This is a genomic window from Allobosea sp. 2KB_26, from assembly GCF_052115715.1.
Lineage (GTDB): Bacteria > Pseudomonadota > Alphaproteobacteria > Rhizobiales > Beijerinckiaceae > Allobosea.
In genome coordinates this window covers 25,688-47,898 of the sequence record NZ_JBFRHE010000012.1, presented here as the reverse complement: position 1 = coordinate 47,898, position 22,211 = coordinate 25,688, and the positions used below count along the sequence as shown (strand labels likewise).

The window sequence follows — 22,211 nt, the reverse complement described above, 5'->3', positions numbered from 1 at the left end:
ACGACCTATCAACCGCGACGGTGGCGCGACTTCTCTTTCCTGCGCGCCTTCGGACCCCTGTCCAATGCAGAAATAACGCGGGAAAGTCAACAAACTAGGCAAGAACGGAAGGTATGATCGCCATGAACGAGCCGCTTGTGCTGATTCCCGGGTTGAGCTGCACTGCGGCGCTCTATGGACCGCAATGGCCGGCGCTCGCCCCAGGGCGGCCGGTCCTCGTCGCCGATCATGCCCGAGACGATAACCTGGCCGCCATCACAGCTCGGCTGCTGGAGGCGGCCCCGGAGCGGTTTGCGCTCTGCGGTCTGTCGATGGGCGGCTATGTCGCCTTGGACATCATGCGCCGTGCGCCGGAACGTGTGACGCGGCTGGCGCTGCTCGACACCAGTGCGAAGCCGGCGACGCCGGAAACCAACGCGCCGCGTGAACAGATGATCGCCCTCGCCGAGAAGGGGGCCTTCGACAATGTCACGACTTTGCTCTGGCAAAAGCTCGTGGCGCCGGAACGCCTGACCGACGAGGCATTGCGCCTCGATGTGCGGAAAATGGCAGAAGATATTGGCGCAAAAGGGTTTGTTCGCCAGCAGAGGGCGATCATGGGGCGGCCGGACTCCCGGCCAGGCCTTGCCGCCATCTCGGTGCCGACCATGATTCTGGTTGGCGCGGAGGACCAGATCACACCTGTCGCGGAAGCCCGGGAGATCGCCGATGAGATCGGGGACAACGCGCGGCTGCTCACCGTTCCCGATTGCGGCCATCTCTCGACACTGGAAGCGCCACAGGCGGTTACAGAAGCGCTGCTGAGCTGGCTGGGCTGACGCTCAGCGCGGAGCAGAGCAGGGGTCGAGCCTGGTTTCGTTTGCGCTCTTGCGGATCGAACCGGTGACGAGCGGGTCGATCATCTGGCCCTTGGACGCCGCGGACGCGACCTGGCTCAAACGCTCGGTGTCGAGATGTTGCGCCGTCTGGGTGGACACGAAATTGACGGCGATGACCGAAAGGAAGGCAATCGCCGCGCCGGCCTTGGCAACATCTGCGACCATGCTGCCGCGTTCGTTCTTCAAGAAGAGTTTGATGACCCGCATGGGGCGCCCCGCATCGTTGGGGCGCAATGCGGCCCCTTGATGCATCTTGCGCGCCAGCCAGTAAAAGCTTGGTTAGCGAATGCTTTCCGGGGTCGTGAGAATGCCATTCAACCGTGTCCGGTTTGCACGAAAGAGCACCTGAAGTGCCCGCAGCACCGCCATCACCGCAGGCCGCTGGCGCGAAACCTCGTGTGAGACGAGGAAGATCTCGTCGGACGTCTCGTCCGGCGGCGGGGCGAGCCGGATCAGCGTCTCATCGAAATCACCCATGAAGCAGGGCGCCATCGAAACGGCGCCCGCCGAGCGAATGCTCTCATAGCGCGCGGCTGAATCTCCGACGCGGGCCGCGATCGGGCGCCCATTGGCCCAGTTCAGGATGTGCTCCTCGATACGGGAGGAGACGTCGCGGCTGACCGAGATGATAGGCGCCGTCAGAGGATCGACATCGCGGCGCGCATAAAGCGCCTGTACCAGCCGCCCGATCTTCTGGCTGAAATAGCCGTTTTGCTGCGGAGGACGGCGCATCCGGATCGCGATATCGGCATCCCCACGGGCCAGGTCGAGCCGCTCTCGCGTGCTGATGATGCCGATCTCGACACCCCCCGCCTGGGCCGAGATCGTCGTCGCATGCATGGTCAGGAACAGGCTGATCGAGGTCGTCGCCGTCACCCTGACAGGCGCGTCATCGGCGGAGCGTGCCGCACGCGTCCGGTTGCTGAAGCGCTCCACCGCAGTGGCGATGTCACTGGCATCGCCGGCGAGAGTTGAGCCGATCTCGGTGAGAACAAGCCGGTTCGCCGTACGTCTGAACAGTGGCAGGCCGAGTTGTGTCTCGAGATTCTTGAGGCGACGGGCAACCGTTGCCTCGCTCAGCCCGAGCGCGACCGCTGCCACGGCCAGCGTCCCACCGACGGCGACGGAGTGGAAGATCGCGATGTCGTCCCAGCTGGGTGAAGCCAGCGCGTGGCGTCGAGGTGGAGGGGAAGCAGGCTGCCCCATGCGATCATCGGCCATGGTTGAGCATGGGAGCCTGTCCTGGCATCGGCATCGTCATGCGGCGTGTTTGGGTGCGGGCGGCTGCGGTTCGACATACCCGCAGGATGCCGTCGGCACACCCTGCTGACAGCCCGCCGAGTTTGACGGCCTCACCGACAAAAATGCGAGGGTCGCGCGCGCCCGAATATGTCGGCCGCGCCTCTGGATTCACAGGTCGATCAGCTCGCCGGCAAAGGCCGCGCGCTCCTGGATGAAGATGAAGCGGGCTTCCGGCTTGTTGCCCATCAGCCGCTCGACGGTATCGGAGGTCTCGTCCCGCGCCTCATGATCGACCATGACCTTGAGCAGGATGCGCTTGGCTGGGTCCATCGTGGTTTCCTTGAGCTGCGCCGGCATCATCTCGCCCAGGCCCTTGAATCGGCTGATCTCCGGCTTCTTGCCCTTGAACACAGTCGCGATCAGTTCGTCCTTATGGGCGTCGTTGCGGGCATAGACACTCTTGCCGCCATGCTGGAGCCGATAGAGCGGCGGCACGGCAAGATAGAGATGGCCCTTCTCGATCAGGCGTGGCGTCTGGCGCCAGAAGAAGGTGACGAGCAGCGAGGCGATATGCGCGCCGTCAACGTCGGCGTCGGTCATCACGATGACCTTCTCGTAGCGCAGGTCATCCTCGCGGAACTGGCTGCCGATACCGCAGCCGAGCGCCAGGATCAGGTCGGCCAACTGCTGGTTCTGGTTCAGCTTCTCGCGGGTCGCGTTGGCAACGTTGAGGATCTTGCCGCGCAGCGGCAGGATCGCCTGCGTCGCGCGGTTGCGCGCCTGCTTGGCCGACCCACCGGCGGAATCCCCCTCGACGATGAAAAGTTCGGAGCCCGCAGCGCCGGCGCTGCTGCAATCGGCGAGCTTTCCGGGCAGCCGAAGCTTGCGCGTCGCGGTCTTGCGCGAAACTTCCTTCTCGAGCCGGCGGCGCTGGCGTTCCTCGGCCCGGTCGACCGACCAGTCGAGCAGCTTCAGTGCCTGCTGCGGCGCGGCGGCGAGCCAGTGGTCAAAGGCGTCGCGCACTGCGTTCTCGACGATGCGCGCGGCCTCCAGCGTCGCAAGCTTGTCCTTGGTCTGGCCCTGGAACTCAGGCTCGCGGATGAAGACCGACAGCATCGCGGCACAGGTCGCCATGACGTCGTCGGAGGTCACCTGCGCCATGCGCTTCGACTGGCCGATACGCTCGGCATGGTCGCGCAGACCGCGCAGCAGCGCGACGCGCAAGCCCTGCTCATGCGTGCCGCCTTCCGGGGTCGGAATGGTGTTGCAATAGGACGAGCTGAAACCGTCCTCGCCGGTTGCCAGCCACGCCACGGCCCATTCCAGCGAGCCGTGGCCGCCATCTTTGGTGATCTTGCCGGAGAAGATCGGCTCGGCGACGAGATCCTTGCCCTCGATCTCGCGGCCGAGATAGTCGCGCAAGCCCCCGGGAAAGCGGAAGACGGCCTCCGCCGCGACATCGCCCTCTGGCTTCAGCAGCGCGGGCGCGCAGCGCCAGCGGATCTCCACGCCACCGAAGAGATAAGCCTTCGAGCGCGCCATCCGGAACAGGCGGGCAGGGGAGAAATGGGCTCCCTCGCCGAAAATCTGGGCGTCGGGATGGAAACGCACCTTCGTGCCGCGCCGGTTGGCGACGCGCCCGACAGTTTCCAGCGGCCCCTGCGGTGCCCCGCGCGAAAAGACCTGACGATAGAGCATCTGGCCGCGCGCGACCTCGACCTCGAGCCGGTCCGACAGGGCATTGACCACGGAAACGCCGACACCGTGCAGTCCACCCGAGGTCTCATAGGCCTTGGAGTCGAATTTGCCGCCGGCATGCAGCGTGGTCATGATGACTTCGAGCGCCGACTTATCGGGGAATTTCGGATGCGGATCGATCGGGATACCGCGGCCATTGTCGGTGACGGCAAGCGAGCCGTCCTCGAAGAATTCGACGTCGATGAAGGTCGCGTGGCCGGCGACGGCCTCGTCCATGGCGTTGTCGATCACTTCGGCGAAGAGATGATGCAGCGCGCGTTCGTCGGTGCCGCCGATATACATGCCTGGCCGACGGCGCACCGGCTCGAGCCCCTCGAGGACTTCGATGGCGGACGCGGTATAGCCCGCCTCGGACAAGGTGCCGTTGCGCGGTACGGAGGGTGAGGCCGATTGCTGCGGAGGCTTGCTCGAAGCCGCCGCGTCACGCTTGACCGGCGATGGCTCGGGCGCCCGCTGCGGCTGCTCGCCGCTGCCCTCACCGAAAAGATCGCCATTCTCCGTCATTTCGTTCGCCGATCACCTGATTCGCAGCGCTCATAGAATAGCGCATCCGGGACATCGCCAGGGCCGACACTCCTGCCGGCTGCAACGATTGTTTCCCAGACATATAACGAACATCGCTCCGAACAAGCAGGAGAATCGTCGCTCCGCTCCTTGCTGTGCACCGAACCCTCAGCCGAGCGAGCGTCGCAGAGGCGTCACGCGAGCATGTCATGCGGTGCCCAGGCGCATGGTTCATGTCGCATTAACCCGGCACGAACGAGAGTGACGGGGTCGAGATTCGTCAGCATGCTAATGGCTGCCAGCTGACGGAACTTTGGGAAAGTGGGAGGCTGTCGTGGTCGCGCGTTCGTCGGTTCCAGGGATGAAGATGGCCGGGCTCGAGCGCACTGCGCGCCTTGCCGGTGAATCCTTTGGTTACGAGGACATGGCGCTACTGACCGGATCCCGCTCGATCGATGCTGGCCAGGGTCGCAAATTGTGGTGGCTCGCAGCCTCGGTTGCGCTGATCGGCGTCGTGGCGCTCGCCTTGCGCTGAGGCGCACGCCAGCCGACAGGTGTAAACTCGGGCGGAGAACGGCGTCGGCCGCCTGTCAGAGCCGACGATCGGAGATCATCTGGTCGTAGAAGGCGAGATGCGTCCGCGCCGCTTCATCCCATGCGGCGGAAAGATCGACACCAACCGCGTCCGCCCTGTGAAGATGGGCGGTGATGACGGCGTCGGCGAATTCTTCAGGCGCTGCATCGACCGGGCAAAGCACCGTCGCGGGACTGTCGATCTTCGCTTTCAGGGAGGGCGACAGGTCGAACTCGTCTCGACGCTCGGCTTCGGTCGAGACCAGCGGGATCGCGAGCTGGCTGACGGCCTGGAAGCTGCCCCGGCGCGTACTGATGCCGTCGGTGAAAGGCAGCAGGAAAACATCAGCGGCCGAAAGCGTCGCCATCAACTCGCCCTCGTCGTCGATACGGCCGCGAAAGTCGAGCCAGTCGATGATGCCGAGCTCGCGCGCGAGGGCAAAGAAGGTCTCGCGATCCCTGGGCTTGTCCCAGAGAAAATCGCCGCAGACGAGTAGCCGGGCCCTGGTGCCGCGGTCATGCAGCGTCTTGGCGACGCGCAGCAGCATGTCCGGGCGCTTGCTGGCATAAAGAACTCCGAAATAGCCGATCACGATATCGGCCTGCGTTGTGGCGTTGCCCCGCGTCTTAGCTCGCTCCTTGAAGACCCGCTCCGGATCGATCCGCGCCGGCATGATGTTCGGGCCGATCGGGATGACCGGGGCAGCGAGCTTCCTGCTTGGTCCGACCAGCGGAGTCTTGAGAAAGCTCTCGCGCTGCTGTTGCGAAACGAAGATGAAGCCATCGGTCGCAAGGATGTCGGGGATCATCGAGAGGTAGCGCAGCCGGTTGAGCGAGGCCCACTCGTGCAAGGTCGCGACGGTATAGCCCTTGCGCGTCCAGAGCCGCGCCAACATCAGTGCCGAACCTGGCAGGATCGCGTTCCCCCAACCTTCGACAGGAAGCTGAAAATGCGCAATCCGGCCCTCGTGCAGCGACCCGGCGATGGCACGGACGAAGGCGATGGGCTGGTCGGGTTCGACCATGTGAAGGGCGGCAAAACCGGGACGCTGCGCGTTGATGGCGTCGGCAAGCCGCCGCGCATAGTCCATCACCGCGCAGGTGACGGGTCTCGCCGAGCCGAAGATGATCACGGAGGGTGTGGGAGACAGACGGGAGCCAGACATACGCGTCCTGAATTCGAGCACTTGATCGGCGTCGGCTTGTCCCGGGCGGCCGGTGTGCGGGCTGAACCTCAGATCAGCGAACCGAAGCTAGCCACAAGATTGCAGCGTCGCATCGGAACCTTGGCGACTTCCTCGAGCCAGCAGGAATAGCCGAATGTCAGTCGGCTCAACTCCTGGGCAATCTTGCCCCGGTCATCTCCGGTTTCCCGCAGACAGGACAGGGTATCGTAGCCAGCAGACTTCAGTTCAGCCCAAGCTCTCTCACCCGCGGTCCTGTCGTTGCTCTCAAACGCAACGATCGGGCGATGAGATGAGAAGGTTTGCCGCAGGCCCGCGAAGACATCTGCCTCGAAGCCCTCGACGTCGCATTTGACAAACCCGACCCGCTTCGCGCCCGATGCAATCGCGGGCTCTCGTTGAGCAAGGAATGCGTCGCCGTGGCGGACAGGCAGCACAAGGTCTCCCTGCCCAGACGCGAAGCTGCCGCTCCCATCGTTTCCCTGCTCAAGCAAGGAAAACCTCAACTCGGCGTCGGCTTGGCCCAGGCCGATTTCATGAACACGAATGTTGCCCGTTTGCGAAAGCACGATGTTCGTCTTTAGCAGCGAGGCGATAGGAGGATTGGGTTCGAACGATATCACTTCTTCGAACGAATCTGCGAAGTTTATGGAATGATTTCCTATATTCGCGCCGATATCCAGGAAGATGCATGAGCCGAGGTTCCTCGCGTTGAAGAGGGCCTTGAGGAACGCGATCTCGCGACGTTCATACACTCCATTCCCAATGATCGAGATGCCGAGATAGTCCGTCGGGATCACCGCAATCCGAGGGTGGGGTGGAAGGTGTTTTCTGCTGCTCGGGACGATCTTCTTGATCAGAAGGTCATGCGCGCGCTGAACGGCGTATGTCAGACGCCCTTCCTTGATCTGCAGCATCGCCGCAATCTCCCCTAACGGCATGGATCGCGACGCATAGCCCCAATCCTCTACCGAACGCTTAATGGCCGCCCGGTCGTCGTTGTCCCTGGCCGCCGCCGCGCTCAGGCATTGTGAGTTATGCAGGATGCGCTTGACGAAAATAGGAATATCAACCCATATCGTTCTTGTTATGTTCGCTATGGAGATATTCGATGCCATCCTACGCCCTGTTCGACGACGCTGTGGTTGCCCGCACCGCTCCAGCGAGTTCCGGCTGGACTGCATTCACCGACCTTCAATCCGTATTCGACTACGCCCGCAATCAGGGAAGGCCTCTCTTCTTTCAGCCCGGTGTTTATGACTCAGGCACCGTGACGGTCCTGACGACGAATGGCGGCGGCAAGCCGTTGCAGGTTCGCGCCATGCCCGGCTCGGTCGTCCTGCGTTTCACAGGAGCGAATACGTTCCTTCGGATCGAAGGGCAGAACCAGGTTCGCTTCGAGGGGATTTTCTTCGACGGCCAGAACCGGGCCTTGACAGACTATGTCTCTCAGCGCCCGGCCTTCATCGCAATCGCCGGCAATGCCCAGGACGTCCTGTTCGATAACTGCCAGATCATGAACTCGCCTGGCATTGGAGTCTATGTCGCGAGTTCGTCCGGCGCGGTCTTCCGGTCCTGCTATTTCGGCAACCATTCCGTCGGGATCTGGAGCGAGAACGCCCAGATCAAGGCGCTGAACAACACCATTACCGGCATGTTGAACAATGGTATCGCGGTCTGGCGTGACACGATCACCGGTGACAGCTCGACGATTACGGGCAACTTCATCAACGGCGTCGATACGGTTGCCGGCGGGACTGGGCAGAACGGCAATGGCGTCAGCGTCTTCCGAGCCGTTGGCGTTTCGATCACCGACAACAAGATCTTCAGCGTCAAATTCTCCGCCATCCGCTGCAATGGCGGGGGGCTGCACAACGTCAGCAACAACAATATCTACAACACGCGCGAAGCGGCGATCTTCATCGAGGCGCCGGGTGCGGGAATTGATCTCACGGGTTGCATCGTTTCCAACAACAGCCTCGACACGGTCGGTAGCGGCATTCTCGTCGCCAACTCCGGCCAGTTCTCCGACGGCGTTTCACGCAGCGTCATCGTGGAAGGCAACCGCATCTCCAACGTCACCGACAATCCGATTCCCGATCCCGGCTACTATCCGCCTTCAACGATCGGAAACGGCATCGTCGTCGAGCAGGACTGCGTGGTTTCCGGCAACCTTATTGACGGAGCTGCGCGGGTGGGCATCCAGGCCGGCATCAACATGGCTGCACGCGCGCTCGTGGTTTCCGGGAATTTGGTGCGTAACGCGGCTATCGGTATTGGCGTCTCGAACGAAGCTGTGACGAACAGTGGACGGTCGGTCGTTGTCTCCGGGAACATCGTCAACGGTGCCAGCCTCGGTGGCATCGTGCCGACCGTCTTCACCGGCACCACGATGAATCGCGTCGGAACGGCCGATTACGGCAATGATCTCGCAACGGCCGTCGGCAGCGTCACCTTCGGGCATAATCGCTACGTCTGAGGGCTCTGTCAGAACAAAAGCCGGGGCGTTGCCGCCCCGGCGTTTCAGGTGGACCGCGAACCGTCGCGGTTGGGAGCAAGGCGACTGCGCCGGGATGTTTCCGGCGCAGAGCTCTCAGTAGGAGTAGTACATCGCGAACTCGACCGGGTGCGGCGTCATTTCGAAGCGCGCCACATCCTGCATCTTGAGCTCGATATAGCTCTCGATGAAATCGTCGTTGAAGACGCCGCCGGCCTTGAGGAAGGCGTTGTCCTTCTTCAGTGCCTCGAGCGCCTCGCGCAGCGAGCCGCAGACGGTCGGGATCTTCTTCAGCTCGCGCGGCGGCAGGTCGTAGAGATCCTTGTCCATGGCCGGGCCGGGATCGATCTTGTTAACGATGCCGTCCAGGCCGGCCATCAGCAGTGCGGCAAAGGCGAGATAGGGGTTTGCCATCGGATCGGGGAAGCGAACCTCGACGCGCTTGGCCTTCGGCGACGTCGTCCACGGAATACGGCAGGAGGCCGAGCGGTTACGGGCCGAGTAGGCCAGCAGCACCGGAGCCTCATAGCCCGGAACGAGACGCTTGTAGGAGTTCGTCGACGGGTTGGTGAAGGCGTTCAGCGCCTTGGCGTGCTTGATGATGCCGCCGATGTACCAGAGGCATTCCTGCGACAGGTCGGCATATTTGTTGCCGGCCATGATCGGCTTGCCGGCCTTCCAGATCGACTGGTGGACGTGCATGCCCGAGCCGTTATCGCCATAGATCGGCTTCGGCATGAAGGTCGCGGTCTTGCCGTAGCTCTGCGCCACGTTGTGGATCGCGTACTTGTAGACCTGCATGGTGTCGGCCATGTGGGTCAGCGTGTCGAACTTCAGGCCGAGCTCGTGCTGGGCGGAGGCGACCTCGTGGTGGTGCTTCTCGACCTTGGCGCCCATCGCCGCCATGGCTGCGAGCATCTCGCCGCGCATGTCCTGCGCCGAATCCTGCGGGGGGACGGGGAAGTAACCGCCCTTGGTGGCGATGCGGTGGCCGAGATTGCCGCCTTCGTAATCGGTCATGCCGTTGATCGGCAGCTCGACGTTATCGAGCTTGAAGCCGGTGTTATAGGGGTCGGCCGAGATCTTGACGTCGTCAAAGACGAAGAATTCGGCTTCCGGACCGACATAGACCGTATCGCCGATACCGGTCGACTTGAGATAGGCTTCGGCCTTCTTGGCGATGCCGCGCGGGTCGCGATTATAGGGTTCGCCGGTCGCAGGCTCGAGCACGTCGCAGGTGATCACCATCGTCGCTGCCGAGAAGAACGGGTCCATCACGGCCGTCGTCGGATCGGGCATCAACAGCATGTCGGACTCGTTGATCGCCTTCCAGCCGGCAATCGACGACCCGTCGAACATCGTGCCTTCGGCGAAGATGTCCTCGTCGATCATGGTGACGTCGAAGGTAACGTGCTGCCACTTGCCGCGCGGGTCGGTGAAGCGGAAGTCGACATACTTGACGTCGTTGTCCTTGATCGCCTTGAGGACGTCCTTGGCGCTCTTCATCTCAGCATTCCTCTTGAAAGCAGTTTCTCAACATTCATCGATCCGCGGGTATTCGCCCGGCGGACGCCGATTTCGCGGGTTCGGGAATGAAGCCCTCAGATCGCGTCCGCGCCGGTCTCTCCGGTGCGGATGCGGATCGCCCCCTCCACCGACGATACAAAAATCTTGCCATCGCCGATCCGGCCGGTTTGAGCGGCCTTCTTGATGGCTTCGATCGCGCTCTCGACCATCTCGTCGGCCAGCACGATCTCGATCTTCACCTTCGGCAGGAAGTCGACGACGTATTCGGCGCCGCGATAGAGCTCGGTATGGCCCTTCTGGCGGCCGAATCCCTTGGCTTCGAGCACGGTGATGCCCTGCAGCCCGACTTCCTGCAGTGCCTCCTTCACCTCATCCAGCTTGAAGGGCTTGATGATCGCTTCGATCTTTTTCATGCGCCGACCGGCCTCCCTTGCGCGTGGTTGGAAACGGATATTCGTCCGCTCCTCGATACCGCCTGCCGGTCCAATCGTCGATGCGCTGAAAATCGGCCTTTTCCCGATGGCTCGGAGGCCGGCTCAGCGTTCCGCCGTGGCAGACGAACACTCGCCGTATGTGCTCATAGCATCGGCGCGTGTGCCTCGCCATGAGGGAGCGTGGCAGGTATCGCCTCATCATGAGGCGATATTCCGCCCATAATTTATGCAGATGATCAATCGATAGCCAAACGAGATCCGCGCGCCCGATCTTGCTATGAGCGTCCGGCTTCCGGATGATCGCGCGATGAGCACAGCAGACGAGATCGCCTTTGCCCTGTTGACCCCAAGCGAGATGGCGCGCGCCGACGGGGCTGCGATTGCGGCCGGAACGACGGGGCCCGTCCTGATGGAGCGAGCGGGCAGGGCGGTCGCCGATGCCGTCAGCCGGCGGGCCCGGCCCGGACAGCCCATTCTGGTTCTCTGTGGCCCCGGCAACAACGGCGGCGACGGGTTCGTCGCAGCCCGTCTCCTTCGCGAGCGCGGTTTCGCGGTGACGCTTGCCTTATCGGGCGACCGTCAAGCCCTGAGGGGCGATGCTCTTGCAATGGCGCAGGCCTGGACCGGTGAGGTCATGCCGATTTCTTCTGCCGCTCCGGAGCGGGCAGCCGTCGTGGTCGACGCCCTTTTCGGCGCTGGCCTCGATCGGCCGCTGGCCGGCGACGTCGCCGCCGTGGTGCAACGTGTCAACGCCTCGGAAGCCGCGGTGATCGCCGTGGATGTCCCCAGCGGCGTTTCGGGGGAGACCGGACGCGCTGATGGAGCGGTCATAGACGCCGATGAGACGGTCACCTTCTTTCGCCTCAAGCCGGGGCATCTGCTTTATCCCGGGCGCAGGTTATGCGGCGTGGTGACGCTTGCCGATATCGGCATCACAGCGGAGGTGGCCTTTGGCGACGGCGCCCTGAAGGCGCGAACTTTTCGCAACGCTCCGGCGCTGTGGCACGCCGAGTGGCCGCACCACGCGGTCGATACCCATAAATACAAGCGCGGCGCGGTGCTCGTCCTGGGGGGGGGGCTTGCGGGTGTCGGTGCGCCCCGACTCGGGGCACGTGCGGCGCTGCGCATCGGCGCCGGCCTGGTGACGATTGCGTGCCGGCCCGAAGCGCTTGCCGCTCATGCCGCCCGCGGCCCGGATGCGCTGATCCAGCGTGCGGTCGCCTCGGCAGCCGATATCGAAACCCTGCTGGCCGAGAAGCGGCTCGGCGCAGTTCTTGTCGGACCCGCGCTCGGGCTTGACGGAACAGCTCGCGAAGCCGTCCTGGCCGCGCAGCGCTCGAATGTCCCAGCGGTATTCGATGCGGATGCGCTGACCTTGCTCGCGGCAGAAACCGCGTCCGCCCCGGTCGGCTCCAGGATCAGGCCAGGCGGCGCAGCTTGCGTATTGACGCCGCACGAAGGGGAGTTCGAGCGCCTCTTCGCTTCGTCTGCAGATGTGATGACGCCTCCGTCCAAGCTCGAACGGGCGCGCCGCGCTTCGGCGGCCACCGGTGCGGTCGTCGTCCTGAAGGGGCCCGATAGCGTCATCGCCGAGCCCGGTGGGACGGCCGCGATCAATATGACCGGCAGTTCGGCCCTGGCGACGGCGGGTTCCGGCGATGTCCTGGCTGGCCTCATCGCGGGGCTGCTGGCCCAGGGCATGCCAGTCTTCCAGGCCGCCTGCGCTGCCGTCTGGCTCCATGGCAAGGCAGGGGAACGCCTCGGGCGGGGCTTGATCGCGGATGACCTGCCGGAAGCAATCCTGCCTGATCTCTCCGAGCTGACCGCGCGACAGGGCAGTCAGCTTCAGTTAGCCGGCGACTAGAATCTGAGGCCACCGGCCCGCGGGTTGGACGGGCCGGGATGCCAATTAGTGGCTGACATAAGTCACGGCCGGCGCCGCCGTCAGTTGTTCCTTCGTCATGCTGATGACGCCATGGTCCGGGTACATCATCGGACCACGCGGAATAGGTGCAGTCGCCGCCGGAGCCGTGGCCGGGCCGCTCATGCTGCCGCTCCCTCCGGCGGGGGCGGGGGCAGGGGCGGGGGCCGGAGCAGGAGCCATCATCGGCTCTTCGCTCCACGTTACCTGTTCGAAGGGGATCGCAACATCCTTCGATCCGATACCAAGGAAGCCGCCGACGCCGACGGTCACCATCTCGACCTTGCCTGCCTTGTCGAACAGGACTTCCGTCACATCACCGACCTTCTTCTTGTCGGAGCCGTAGATATCGACACCGATCAGCTTGGACGCCCGCCACTTGCCCTGGCCTGCGAGATTGTTCTCTGGCGGCTTGGGCCGCTCCACGGCGGGCGCCGGAGCCGAAGGAGCTGCCGAGGGGGCGTTCGATGAGGGCGCACTGGTCTGCGAGAACGCGGTCGTCGCAAACATGACAGCTCCGACGGCCGTCAGCGCGATTGAGTGCTTGAACATCGTTTCCTCCATTCAGGAACCGCAATTGCGGCTTGAGCGGAAAACGTCGGAATCCGGATTTGGTTCGCCAAAACCCTCCTCTTCGACGCGGGACATTGCCATGGGCTTGACGCATGGACATGCCTGAAGGGGGGCATCGGGACTTTCGCCGGAGCCTGCAGGGCTGTTGCGCCTTGCTGCGCCCCGCGATCCTGTCATGCTTCGAGAGTCGGATTGCCGCCGCCAGGCGAGCATTCCGTTGCGTGAGCGCACGGGAGTATGCCATGCCTGCAGCCGAGCCGAGGACGCCCCTGACCATCCATCTGAGTGCTGCCGAACTGACTGCGCTCGATCGCTATCTGCGGGAAATCCAGTCACGTCGATCGCGTGAAGAGGCTGTCGCCGAGATTGTGGCGCGCTGGGCGACGGGGCAGGGGCTGTTGCCGGATCCGAACGACAAGGACGGGCTTGAGCTGGACGAACTCAATGCCAGCAATGATGCCTAGGATCGCGCTGACGCCAACGTCGCGGCCGTGCGCGTACGATTCCGTCCGGCGTTCTTGGCGGCGTACAGAGCCTGATCCGCGCGGCCGATCGTATGTGCGAGCGTCTCTCCTCGGCGAAGCTCGGCGATGCCGAAACTGCAGGTCACGGTTCGATCGGGCGGCAGCTTGGGAAACGAGATCCTCGCCATTTCGCCGCGCAGGCGTTCCGCGAAATGGAAGGCTTGCTCTGCCGTCGTATCCTTGAGCAGGATGACGAATTCCTCGCCTCCGATGCGACCGACGGCATCGTTGCTGCGAACGGCGCCCCGGATGGAGGCTGCGATTGTGATCAGCACGGCGTCCCCCGCCGCATGGCCATAGGCGTCGTTGATGCTCTTGAAATGATCGATATCGCAGGCGACGATGCTGATCCCCAAAAAGTGACGCTCCGCGCCCAGAGATTGAAACCGGCCCTGCAGGCCGCGCCGGTTCAACGCCCCCGTGAGCGGATCGGTATCGCGTTCTTTGCGCAGCCGGGCCGTCACATCCAGGCCCATGACAAGCAGCAGCCCAAGGCCCATCCCGACCCCGAAGACCGAGGCGCTGAACTGCACCCAGGTCCAGAATCCGGATTGCAGGAACGCCGAGGCGGATGTTGCTGCGGCCAGTTCGCTCGTCAGCAGCGTACGCAGGAAGAAGTGCAGGCCAAACACCAGAACCAGCCAGAATATCACCCTGTCCGTGGCACTTCCCCGCGCAAGCGACCGCATGATCCAGGCGGCTGAGACGACGATGCCGCCAAGGCCGAAGCTCACGATATGAATGCGCACGATGAGGTTGCGGTCGACATAATAGAAATAACCCAGTGCGCCGATGATCGCGGCGAACCAGATCGCAAGGAACCAACGCGATGGGCTCCGGCCGGAGCGCACCATCACGCCAGTCACGAAACTCAGCGTGCCGGAAACATAGAGCATCCCGTACAGCATCGTGTTCAACCCGAAATCGGCTGGGGTCCGTGCTGTCTGGACGAGCATCCCGAGGCCAAAGCCCAGGAACGCCTGCGCAAAATGGAGCAGATACCAGCTTCGGCGTTCGGCCAGCCAAACGGCGCAGAAGGTTGCCGCGAACAGAAACAGAATGGCCGTTGGTACGAGGTTCACAATGATTCGACTGTAGAGGCTGTCCGGCTCGAGATGCTGTGCTGTCTACTGCCCCTGGGTAAACAATTCGCCGTCGCCGGATGTTCTGTCTAGGCTCGTTGGCTCGGCCCTTGGGGAAGGCGGCGCGCCCTGAGATCGTGTGACTACGACCGCGCTCCGACGGTGCTGAAATTGATCATCTCCCGGCCAGTTGCTACGGGAGCGCATGCCTGATGATCCCATTCAGTCCGTCGCGGAGCGGACCCTGCAGCGAGCCGATGTGGCAGCTCTCTTGGAGCTGCGCATGCCGCATCATGTGATCGCTTGCGATCTTGATGAGGCGGACCTGTCGGGGCTCGACCTGTCGGGGTGGCTCTTCGAGCGGTGCAGCCTCAAGCGCGCGAAGCTGAGAGGTACGAAGCTCGAGCGCGTGCAATGGCTCGGCTGTCGAGCGGCCTTCGCTGACTTCATGGGCGCCGATCTATCGGATGCCCGCGTTCAATCTGGCGATTTCAACAACGCCGTTCTGCGCCGAACGACATTGGTCTCTGCGTCCTTCGCTGGCTGCAAATTGACGGGCGCGGATATGTCGGAAGCCAGGGCATTGAACTGCCGGTTCGAGGAGGTCCTGCTCGTCAGCGCGAAGCTGCCAGCGTTCAGTTTCCGCAAGACCACGCTGAGGAAGATCGATTTCAGCCAGTCTGACCTGAGGAAATGCGATTTTCGGGACGCTGTCTTCGAGGATTGCAGTCTGAGGGATGCAGCATTGAATGGCTCGCGCTTCGAGGGGGCCGATCTTCGGGGAGCCGATCTGGGCGGACTGAGGCTGGTTGACGCCACACTCTTTCGCGGCGCAACGATTTCTCGCCAGCAAGCCGGCCAGTTGCTTGCCGAACTGGGCCTGAAGGTGCCTTAGGGGGCGGCCGCCGTGGGCCTCTCAGGGAGGCGTCGCCCAAACGGCCCCCGGGGGACGCGTCGCCAGCGCCTCGGCGCGCGGGCTGCTGCGGCCTCCCTTCGATCGGGAGCCTTGAGAGCGTCACACAAGGATGTTTAGGCGAGGCATGAACGCCTATCTGACCCTTGCCGTTGCGATCGTCGCCGAGGTCATCGCCACCTCGGCCCTCAAAGCGTCTGAGGGTTTTTCGAAACTCGGGCCCACCGCCATCGTCGCTGTCGGATATGGCGTCGCGTTCTACTTCCTGTCGCTTACCTTGAAGAGCATGCCTGTCGGCGTCGCCTATGCCGTCTGGTCGGGCGCAGGCATCGTCCTGATCTCGGCGGTGGGGTGGTTTGCGTTCGGCCAGAAGCTCGATCTTTGGGCGGTGATCGGAATGGGCCTGATCGTGACGGGCGTGCTGGTCGTGAACGTCCTGTCCACCTCTGGCGGGCATTGAGCCGCTTGCTGCCTGTCCGATTTGGCACGCCGGCCCGCGGCCATAGCGCCAGTACCAAGCTTACACTAGGATAGGGATCCGACGGGACCACCGGTTTTCTGCCCGCCAACAGCACCGTCACTCATGTGGTTTGTGTTCGGATGCCCAAATCCCCACGACGAACAGCGATGGCGATTTCACCCAGCACCGGTCGGGACAGAGAACGTTGAGACTACTCGCGCGCCTTTTTCAGAGATTCCTCGTTCTCTGTTTGGGCGTCGTCAGCGTGTGGCTGATCGTCTTCGTCATCTTCGATACGGCGGACAACAGGCTGCCATGGATCCTGGCCGCGAGTCTGACCTACGGTTTGGCGGCCTATGTCATTCTGCCGAACGTGGTTCGAATGGGCCTGAGGGTTCTTCACCGGAGATTGATCCCCCGATACACGATCACCGGAGATGGCCTGCCCGGCGACCCTGTGAACCTCGTCCTCATCGGCACATTTCAACAACTCCGCGATGCGTTTGCAGCAGCGGGCTGGTCGACGGCTGATCGCTTGGGGATAGCGAGCTCGTGGCGAATGATACGAGCGTTTCTGCTGAACTCGACCTATCCGACCGCTCCCTTCAGCACCCTCTATCTCTTTGGACGAAAACAGGACATCGGCTTCCAGGAGCCCATCGACAACAGCCCGCGCAAGCGCCATCACATCCGCTTCTGGGCGCTGAGCCTCGCCCATTCCGAGGATGATATGACGGTCGCGAGCTTCTGGTTGAATACCGATAAGCCAGCGACCGACCAGCCTGTATTATGGGTCGGTGCGGGTACCCGAGATACGGGGTTATCACTCACCCGACTGACGTTCCAAGTGACCCATGCGACCGATTCGGACACGAATGCGGAGCGCAACTACATCGTCGCGCAGTTGAGGGCAAAGCAGATGATCGGTGACGTCGTATTGCACCAATCCGGTTCACGTTTGCAGGTCGGACAGGTCAACCACTACGTGACCGATGGTGAGATCGCCTTCGCCCGCCTGATCGTGCACTGAAGAGAACGCTGTACTCTCGCCGCTCCGCCCGGGGATCGGGCGGAGCGAAACCGGGAATCGAGCTTGAAACCCATGTGCGCAGAACGTCGATGAAGATCGCGCAACCAGCCAGGTTCTGGATTGCGGTCTCAGTGGTCGCCCTGGTTGCTCTGGTGCTGTTGCGCCAAATCCTGCTGCCGTTTGTGGTCGGCGCTTTGCTTGCCTATCTGCTTGTTCCGGTGGTCGACAGATTGGAGCGGTTCGGCATGAATCGTTCCCTTGCGGCTCTGGCCGTCTTCTTGCCCATGGTTGCTGGCCTCGTTGCCTTTCTCCTGGTGATGCTCCCAGCGATCATTGGCGAGCTCAGATTCTTCGTTGAGGAGTTTCCCCGCTACCTCGCGCGGCTCCAATCGCTGGTGAGCGATGCGAGCCTCCCCTGGCTGCGCAATGTCATGGGCGGCGAACTCCATATCGCGCAATCCTCCGCCGATCTCGCCAAGACGATGGGCAGCAACTGGCTGGATGGTTTCCTTCGCTCGTTGTGGTCGAGTGGGCTGGCCCTGGTTTCGCTACTTTCGCTGCTCGTGGTGACGCCGATCATCGCCATCTATCTCGCCATTGACTGGCAACGCATGGTGGCGACGGTCGACGGCTGGTTTGCCCCGGCGTATCGCGACGATGCTCGGGCGCTTGGGCGCGAAATCCACGATACGATCGCTGGCTTCGTGCGCGGCCAGGCCGTCATCTGTCTCGTTCTGGCCGTGCTTTATGCGACAGCCCTGAAGATGACGGGGCTCAACCATGCCATTGTGATCGGGATCACCGCCGGCCTCATCAGCTTTATCCCCTATTTCGGCGCGGCCACCGGGTTCTTCGTGGCGGCCTGCGTTGCAATGGCCCAGTTCTGGCCGAACTGGGTCCCTGTCGCTGTCGTGGGCGGCATCTTCATCGTAGGGGAGATGCTTGCCGATTATGTGCTGTCGCCGCGCCTCATCGGCCGCCGGGTCAACCTCAACCCGGTCTGGATGATGTTCGCGCTGTTCGCCTTTGGATGGCTGTTCGGCTTCATCGGCGTGCTGCTGGCGATACCACTTGCGGCATCGCTGGGGGTGATCCTGCGCTTCGCGTGGCGGCGATCTCTGGCAAGCTCGGGGCAGCAGGCGCCAGACGGGCCTGGCTCAGAATGACGAGAAGGCCGGAAGAGGATCGATAGGCGGCGAGGCTTGCCGCCGACGATGACAGCGAACCGGGCCTGTCCCAATCGCGCGGCGCGATTTTCCGCGCCTACTTCATGCGTTCCTATTGGGATTAGGGGATTTCTCTGCGGCAAAAGTACCCGACCTCATACCCGGCTTTGGTTTCATGTCGGGTGAGGGGCGGCAGGGGCGATGCGGAAACGTTACGCCGCCGCCGCCGCTCGGGCTCGGCTCTCCGCAGAATATTCAGAAGCTGCCGAAGAGATTCGCACCCCTTTGCAAACAATCGCAGAGGCCGATCTCGCGATAGCGGACCGGAGCCGCCCGCCGATGCGCGCATGCCGCCGGAACGGATATACGGTTAGGCCACAGGTTTGGGCTGAAATCGAGCGCGCTGCCATCGCGGGATACGCCGCGGAGCAAGCCCGCTCACATCCATTGAACGATCATCCCAGGCCCTAGCTGGTGAATATCGATCTCCGCATCGCTCAGGCGGCGCTGCAGCTTCAGTTTGAAGTTGGGCAGCAAGGCCGAATGATTGGCCAATAGTGCGACGGCGGCCTCGCCTGATTCTGCTGCAACGAAGAAGACCTGGCGGGCGCTGTCGCCCTCCGACGTCACTTCGATCTGGAATGCCTTCAAATCCATGGACGCCCACCCACCGCCTCGCTGACGAGGCGGTAGCACGCTCCTCAACTCGCAGCCACCGACCGAGGCTGAGATCTTTGCATCGCTATGTATGGCTGGGGCGAATTGGGAGCCGACGAAAATTAGAGCCGCGAAGGGGGGCGCATTTTCGCTGTTTCAATGCGTTGCAGCAAGGAACGGCTGGCAAGCAGTATTGGCGGAAGGGGTGGGATTCGAACCCACGGTGGGCTTGCACCCACGGCGGTTTTCAAGACCGCTGCCTTAAACCACTCGGCCACCCTTCCGTGCCGCGCTCAATGCCCCGAGAGCCCCGTATTTGCAAGCTGTTTGGTGGATGAGCACCCCCAACTCGCTTTTTTGACTTCAGACTTTCGTGGACAATTCGTGGACACGAATTTTTGGAGTCGACATGGCCGAGGAACTGGACCCGGGATTTGAGCGCCTGCCTTCTGGCACACTTCGTGTGAGAATTCGACTCAAGGGATTGACAGCCCAGGAGAGCTTTCCGCTCCACAAGGATACCCCGGCGGTTCGGAAGGACCAGATGGCGGCGGCAAGGCTCTGGGCGGCAAAGACGCGGAGCGCCATCAACGCAGGCAGCTACATCGATAACAGCGCGCTTCGTGATCTGACCGTCGAGGATATTCTGAAGGCCTTCAGCACGCATGGCCTCACGCACAGCAAGGAGAGCAACGCCAGGAAGGACCGGAACCGGGTCAACCTGGTCCTCAAAGATCGCATCGCCTCGATGAAAGTTCTCGCCGTTCACACGGGCGGGCTGAATGCCTACGCCAACGAGCTGATCGCGCGCCGCTATGAGAAGGACGAGCAGGAGCCGGCTCGGACGACCCTTTACAATCAGATCGGCGTCATCACCCGGGCGATGAACTTCGCCCGCGAGACGTATCCCACGATGCCGAAGGTCGCCCTTCCGAAGCTGCCGCCTCCGTCACCTGGTCGTGACCGGCGGCTGATGGAGGGTGAGCTGGAGGCCATCCTGGAGATTAGCCGCAAGAAGGAACCCGTGCTGACGCATGCGGTGCTCTTCGCGATCGAGACGGCTCTTCGGAAAGACCGCGTGCTCGGCTTCAAGGAGGTTTACGCCCGCTCGATCGGCTGCGGCAACCGGGTCATCAGGTTCCCGAAGGGCAAGAAAAGCGAGAAAACCGTAGGCATCATCCCGGTCACGCACGAGCTTCACGCGCTCATGGAGGACGCCAAGCGCGATCTAGGGGGCAACAACCAGGTTGATCGGCTGTTCGACATCAGCCTCGGCCGGTTCGACAAGATGTGGCAGGAGACGTTGGAACTGGCGGGGATCAAGGATTTGCATTTCCACGACCTGCGCCACGAAGCCACTTCGCGGCTGTTCGAGTCCGGGCTCACGATGGCCGAGGTCATGTCGATCACCGGCCACAGCACGACCGAGATGGTCCAGCGCTACTCGCACTACAACGCGGTCGTCGTCCTGGAGAAGCAGAACCGGCGCTCGAACTTGCTCGCCATCACAGATGAGATATCCAAGATGATCGATCTGTTCCTCCGCTCCGGCGGCGATCGCAGCGTGGTCGACAAGATGCTGGATTCGATGACGATGCCGATGGCTGCCTGAAATCAATGTCCGTCGAAGCCTGTTACCAAGACTTGCGATCCAAGATCCGCAATCTGGAACGGCGCGAGGCCCTGGGTGTCATCTGGGCCTACGCCCAGTACCTGCAGCACGACGATTTCGGATTCCCGGCTGGCATCGAGGTAGATCGTAAATTCTTCGAGGTTCGGCGCGGGATGGTGGCCGAATGGGAGCTCGACCGCTTGGCGCGCGAGGTCATTCGCCATGCTGGCGAGGCTTCACGAAACGGCGCATCGCTCAAGCGCTGGGCCGACTTTCGAGCCGTCGTCAATGACATCAAGCGTCTCAATGAGGAGATTTATGGCGAGTTCAACAAGGCGGACCAGATCTTCCTGGAGATGAACCGGATCCTGCATCTGCAACTCCCGTGGCAGATAATGAGGTTCTCGGCAGAGAATTATCTCCGCTACTACAAAATCTTCGGCCATCCACCGATCGCGTCTCTATTCCGGCAGGAGACCGGTCTCGAACTTCAGCAGTTTCTTCGCATCGGCCTGCTCTTCATGGGTCTTTTACAGACCGCTCCCAGAGCCGCCAGGAATCCGGCAATCGAAGTGCGCGATCTCACCCGCGCCGACATCGACATATTCGTCGGCCTGATGGCGCGGCGCTCGGTCTCGATCGCCGAGAAGCTGAAAGCTCTGCACGCTCTCGACGACGCTTTCGCCTTCGCGTTCTCGCCGCTGCACGAATTCCCACTCGTCCAGATTTCCCATGGCGGTAAGGACGAACTCGCCTGTCCGATCCCGACGCTGATGTTCTGGCGGATGACCCAGGGCCTGTACTACTTCCTGGTGAAGAACCGCGATTTCGCCAACCACTATGGCGCGTCATTTCAAGCCTATGTCGGAGAGGTGATCGCGGATCGAACTGCTGGGACAGGGCTGAGCCTGCTACCTGAGGCTCGCTACAATACCGCGGCCGGTGGGGAGGACACGGTCGACTGGATCGTTCACAGCGACGACGCAGCCATCTTCGTCGAGTGCAAAACCGCTCGCCTCACCGTGCCATCGAAACAGACATTAGGAGACCCAGCTACCTTGGAGCGCGACCTGGCGAAGATGGTCGCGGCCATCGTCCAGCTCCACAAAACCTACGCTGACTACGAGGCAGGCCGATATCCGCAATTGGCTTTCGACCCAGCCAAGAAGGTGTTCTTCGCGATCGTGACGCTGGAGGACTGGCTCGTCTTCGGCAACGACATACCGAAGCGGCTGCGGGCGCTCACCGAGGCGAAGTTCGTCGAGCTCGGCATGCCGGTCGAGCTGCTGGATCAGCGACCAACGACGATCATGTCGGTCGCCGAACTGGAATGGGTTGCCGGCATATTCGGCCCCGTCGGTATCCGCACGCTCATGGAGGAGAAGACAGCGAACTACGCGAGTTGGCTGATGATCAACGCCTGCCGCGAACGCTTCCCAAATCAGATCGCCGCTGTGCCGCCGCCATTCCCAGGCGAGTTCGATCGGGTTTTCCCGATGGCCTAGGCGGCCATCCCGCGATCCAAATTGCGCGGACGCCCAATGCGCCGCTTCACTACGGGAGCGCTGACGCCCGGGCCGTCCGCGAGCCACGCGCGGGCCGCGGCAAGGTTGATGCGACACACTTTGCGGCGCCTGACGCTGCAGGGCATGCCGGCCGCGATCCAGCGGCGGATC

Annotated in this window: 21 protein-coding genes and 1 tRNA gene; 11 read left to right on the top strand and 11 right to left on the bottom strand. The window is 62.7% G+C overall.

What is annotated here, in order from left to right; all coding sequences use genetic code 11:
- Positions 1 to 113 precede the first annotated feature (113 nt).
- Positions 114 to 818, top strand: a complete 705-nt coding sequence (locus AB4099_RS25720) for an alpha/beta fold hydrolase (RefSeq protein WP_441480149.1) — start codon at positions 114 to 116, stop codon at positions 816 to 818.
- A gap of 3 nt (positions 819 to 821) precedes the next feature.
- Here AB4099_RS25720 and AB4099_RS25715 read toward each other — a convergent pair whose 3' ends face one another.
- From AB4099_RS25715 to parE, 3 genes are all read right to left on the bottom strand, one after another.
- Entirely contained in the window at positions 822 to 1,085 is a 264-nt protein-coding gene (locus AB4099_RS25715) for a hypothetical protein (protein WP_113518715.1), read from the bottom strand.
- A gap of 72 nt (positions 1,086 to 1,157) precedes the next feature.
- Positions 1,158 to 2,084: a LysR family transcriptional regulator gene (locus AB4099_RS25710; protein WP_441480148.1), complete on the bottom strand. Its 927-nt coding sequence runs from the start codon at positions 2,082 to 2,084 to the stop codon at positions 1,158 to 1,160.
- A gap of 204 nt (positions 2,085 to 2,288) precedes the next feature.
- Positions 2,289 to 4,382 (bottom strand): DNA topoisomerase IV subunit B, encoded by a 2,094-nt coding sequence (gene parE / locus AB4099_RS25705; RefSeq protein WP_113518713.1) that lies wholly within the window; start codon positions 4,380 to 4,382, stop codon positions 2,289 to 2,291.
- 334 nt (positions 4,383 to 4,716) lie between these two features.
- On the opposite strand from parE, the gene AB4099_RS25700 reads away from it, so the two are divergent.
- The gene (locus tag AB4099_RS25700) at positions 4,717 to 4,917 is read left to right on the top strand and encodes a hypothetical protein (RefSeq protein WP_162768477.1); all 201 of its coding nucleotides are present in this window, start codon (positions 4,717 to 4,719) and stop codon (positions 4,915 to 4,917) included.
- A gap of 55 nt (positions 4,918 to 4,972) precedes the next feature.
- On the opposite strand, the gene AB4099_RS25695 is transcribed toward AB4099_RS25700, so the two are convergent.
- Positions 4,973 to 6,121 (bottom strand): glycosyltransferase, encoded by a 1,149-nt coding sequence (locus tag AB4099_RS25695; protein ID WP_113518712.1) that lies wholly within the window; start codon positions 6,119 to 6,121, stop codon positions 4,973 to 4,975.
- Positions 6,122 to 6,189: 68 nt separating this feature from the next.
- Entirely contained in the window at positions 6,190 to 7,257 is a 1,068-nt protein-coding gene (locus AB4099_RS25690; protein ID WP_162768476.1) for an FkbM family methyltransferase, read from the bottom strand.
- On the opposite strand from AB4099_RS25690, the gene AB4099_RS25685 reads away from it, so the two are divergent.
- The gene (locus AB4099_RS25685) at positions 7,251 to 8,618 is read left to right on the top strand and encodes a TIGR03808 family TAT-translocated repetitive protein (RefSeq protein WP_441480147.1); all 1,368 of its coding nucleotides are present in this window, start codon (positions 7,251 to 7,253) and stop codon (positions 8,616 to 8,618) included. The genes AB4099_RS25690 and AB4099_RS25685 overlap by 7 nt on opposite strands.
- Before the next feature lie 114 nt (positions 8,619 to 8,732).
- On the opposite strand, the gene glnA is transcribed toward AB4099_RS25685, so the two are convergent.
- Positions 8,733 to 10,142 (bottom strand): type I glutamate--ammonia ligase, encoded by a 1,410-nt coding sequence (gene glnA, locus AB4099_RS25680; RefSeq protein ID WP_113518709.1) that lies wholly within the window; start codon positions 10,140 to 10,142, stop codon positions 8,733 to 8,735.
- A gap of 95 nt (positions 10,143 to 10,237) precedes the next feature.
- Positions 10,238 to 10,576, bottom strand: a complete 339-nt coding sequence (locus tag AB4099_RS25675) for a P-II family nitrogen regulator (RefSeq protein ID WP_113518708.1) — start codon at positions 10,574 to 10,576, stop codon at positions 10,238 to 10,240.
- A gap of 328 nt (positions 10,577 to 10,904) precedes the next feature.
- On the opposite strand from AB4099_RS25675, the gene AB4099_RS25670 reads away from it, so the two are divergent.
- Entirely contained in the window at positions 10,905 to 12,461 is a 1,557-nt protein-coding gene (locus tag AB4099_RS25670; RefSeq protein WP_441480146.1) for an NAD(P)H-hydrate dehydratase, read from the top strand.
- A gap of 45 nt (positions 12,462 to 12,506) precedes the next feature.
- On the opposite strand, the gene AB4099_RS25665 is transcribed toward AB4099_RS25670, so the two are convergent.
- Complete coding sequence (locus AB4099_RS25665) at positions 12,507 to 13,070, bottom strand: PRC-barrel domain-containing protein (RefSeq protein WP_441480145.1); 564 nt, start codon at positions 13,068 to 13,070, stop codon at positions 12,507 to 12,509.
- Positions 13,071 to 13,333: 263 nt separating this feature from the next.
- Here AB4099_RS25665 and AB4099_RS25660 point away from each other — a divergent pair, with 263 nt between their 5' ends.
- Complete coding sequence (locus tag AB4099_RS25660) at positions 13,334 to 13,555, top strand: hypothetical protein (RefSeq protein ID WP_113517628.1); 222 nt, start codon at positions 13,334 to 13,336, stop codon at positions 13,553 to 13,555.
- Here AB4099_RS25660 and AB4099_RS25655 read toward each other — a convergent pair.
- Positions 13,552 to 14,697 carry a GGDEF domain-containing protein gene (locus AB4099_RS25655; RefSeq protein ID WP_441480144.1) on the bottom strand — a complete coding sequence of 382 codons (1,146 nt, stop codon included), beginning with the start codon at positions 14,695 to 14,697 and terminating at the stop codon, positions 13,552 to 13,554. The genes AB4099_RS25660 and AB4099_RS25655 overlap by 4 nt on opposite strands.
- A 283-nt stretch (positions 14,698 to 14,980) precedes the next feature.
- Between AB4099_RS25655 and AB4099_RS25650 the strand changes: the two genes are divergently transcribed.
- The 4 genes from AB4099_RS25650 to AB4099_RS25635 all read left to right on the top strand — a co-directional run bounded on the left by AB4099_RS25650 (position 14,981) and on the right by AB4099_RS25635 (position 18,266).
- Complete coding sequence (locus AB4099_RS25650) at positions 14,981 to 15,592, top strand: pentapeptide repeat-containing protein (RefSeq protein WP_441480143.1); 612 nt, start codon at positions 14,981 to 14,983, stop codon at positions 15,590 to 15,592.
- A gap of 145 nt (positions 15,593 to 15,737) precedes the next feature.
- Entirely contained in the window at positions 15,738 to 16,070 is a 333-nt protein-coding gene (locus AB4099_RS25645) for an SMR family transporter (protein ID WP_441480142.1), read from the top strand.
- Between the two features lie 205 nt (positions 16,071 to 16,275).
- The gene (locus tag AB4099_RS25640) at positions 16,276 to 17,100 is read left to right on the top strand and encodes an LssY C-terminal domain-containing protein (protein ID WP_441480141.1); all 825 of its coding nucleotides are present in this window, start codon (positions 16,276 to 16,278) and stop codon (positions 17,098 to 17,100) included.
- 89 nt (positions 17,101 to 17,189) lie between these two features.
- Positions 17,190 to 18,266, top strand: coding sequence for an AI-2E family transporter (locus tag AB4099_RS25635; RefSeq protein ID WP_441480140.1), 1,077 nt, complete (start codon positions 17,190 to 17,192; stop codon positions 18,264 to 18,266).
- 438 nt (positions 18,267 to 18,704) lie between these two features.
- Here the strand turns inward: AB4099_RS25635 and AB4099_RS25630 are convergent, their stop codons facing one another.
- Both AB4099_RS25630 and AB4099_RS25625 read right to left on the bottom strand, forming a co-directional pair.
- Positions 18,705 to 18,923, bottom strand: a complete 219-nt coding sequence (locus AB4099_RS25630) for a hypothetical protein (protein WP_441480139.1) — start codon at positions 18,921 to 18,923, stop codon at positions 18,705 to 18,707.
- 194 nt (positions 18,924 to 19,117) lie between these two features.
- Positions 19,118 to 19,207 (bottom strand) — tRNA-Ser (locus tag AB4099_RS25625).
- Between the two features lie 125 nt (positions 19,208 to 19,332).
- Between AB4099_RS25625 and AB4099_RS25620 the strand changes: the two genes are divergently transcribed.
- A complete protein-coding gene (locus AB4099_RS25620) occupies positions 19,333 to 20,535 on the top strand; it encodes a site-specific integrase (protein ID WP_441480138.1) in 1,203 nt (400 codons plus the stop codon).
- A 5-nt stretch (positions 20,536 to 20,540) separates the two neighbouring features.
- Positions 20,541 to 22,040, top strand: coding sequence for a hypothetical protein (locus AB4099_RS25615; protein WP_441480137.1), 1,500 nt, complete (start codon positions 20,541 to 20,543; stop codon positions 22,038 to 22,040).
- The last annotated feature ends 171 nt before the right edge of the window (positions 22,041 to 22,211 follow it).

Excerpts from the sequence above, each read along its gene's own strand:
- AB4099_RS25720 (WP_441480149.1), top strand. The coding sequence starts at position 114 with ATGATCGCCATGAACGAGCCGCTTGTGCTGATTCCCGGGTTGAGCTGC.
- AB4099_RS25715 (WP_113518715.1), bottom strand. The coding sequence starts at position 1,085 with ATGCGGGTCATCAAACTCTTCTTGAAGAACGAACGCGGCAGCATGGTC.
- AB4099_RS25710 (WP_441480148.1), bottom strand. The coding sequence starts at position 2,084 with ATGGGGCAGCCTGCTTCCCCTCCACCTCGACGCCACGCGCTGGCTTCA.
- parE (WP_113518713.1), bottom strand. The coding sequence starts at position 4,382 with ATGACGGAGAATGGCGATCTTTTCGGTGAGGGCAGCGGCGAGCAGCCG.
- AB4099_RS25695 (WP_113518712.1), bottom strand. The coding sequence starts at position 6,121 with ATGTCTGGCTCCCGTCTGTCTCCCACACCCTCCGTGATCATCTTCGGC.
- AB4099_RS25685 (WP_441480147.1), top strand. The coding sequence starts at position 7,251 with ATGCCATCCTACGCCCTGTTCGACGACGCTGTGGTTGCCCGCACCGCT.
- AB4099_RS25690 (WP_162768476.1), bottom strand. The coding sequence starts at position 7,257 with ATGGCATCGAATATCTCCATAGCGAACATAACAAGAACGATATGGGTT.
- glnA (WP_113518709.1), bottom strand. The coding sequence starts at position 10,142 with ATGAAGAGCGCCAAGGACGTCCTCAAGGCGATCAAGGACAACGACGTC.
- AB4099_RS25675 (WP_113518708.1), bottom strand. The coding sequence starts at position 10,576 with ATGAAAAAGATCGAAGCGATCATCAAGCCCTTCAAGCTGGATGAGGTG.
- AB4099_RS25670 (WP_441480146.1), top strand. The coding sequence starts at position 10,905 with ATGAGCACAGCAGACGAGATCGCCTTTGCCCTGTTGACCCCAAGCGAG.
- AB4099_RS25665 (WP_441480145.1), bottom strand. The coding sequence starts at position 13,070 with ATGTTCAAGCACTCAATCGCGCTGACGGCCGTCGGAGCTGTCATGTTT.
- AB4099_RS25660 (WP_113517628.1), top strand. The coding sequence starts at position 13,334 with ATGCCTGCAGCCGAGCCGAGGACGCCCCTGACCATCCATCTGAGTGCT.
- AB4099_RS25650 (WP_441480143.1), top strand. The coding sequence starts at position 14,981 with ATGCCGCATCATGTGATCGCTTGCGATCTTGATGAGGCGGACCTGTCG.
- AB4099_RS25645 (WP_441480142.1), top strand. The coding sequence starts at position 15,738 with ATGAACGCCTATCTGACCCTTGCCGTTGCGATCGTCGCCGAGGTCATC.
- AB4099_RS25635 (WP_441480140.1), top strand. The coding sequence starts at position 17,190 with ATGAAGATCGCGCAACCAGCCAGGTTCTGGATTGCGGTCTCAGTGGTC.
- AB4099_RS25630 (WP_441480139.1), bottom strand. The coding sequence starts at position 18,923 with ATGGATTTGAAGGCATTCCAGATCGAAGTGACGTCGGAGGGCGACAGC.
- AB4099_RS25620 (WP_441480138.1), top strand. The coding sequence starts at position 19,333 with ATGGCCGAGGAACTGGACCCGGGATTTGAGCGCCTGCCTTCTGGCACA.
- AB4099_RS25615 (WP_441480137.1), top strand. The coding sequence starts at position 20,541 with ATGTCCGTCGAAGCCTGTTACCAAGACTTGCGATCCAAGATCCGCAAT.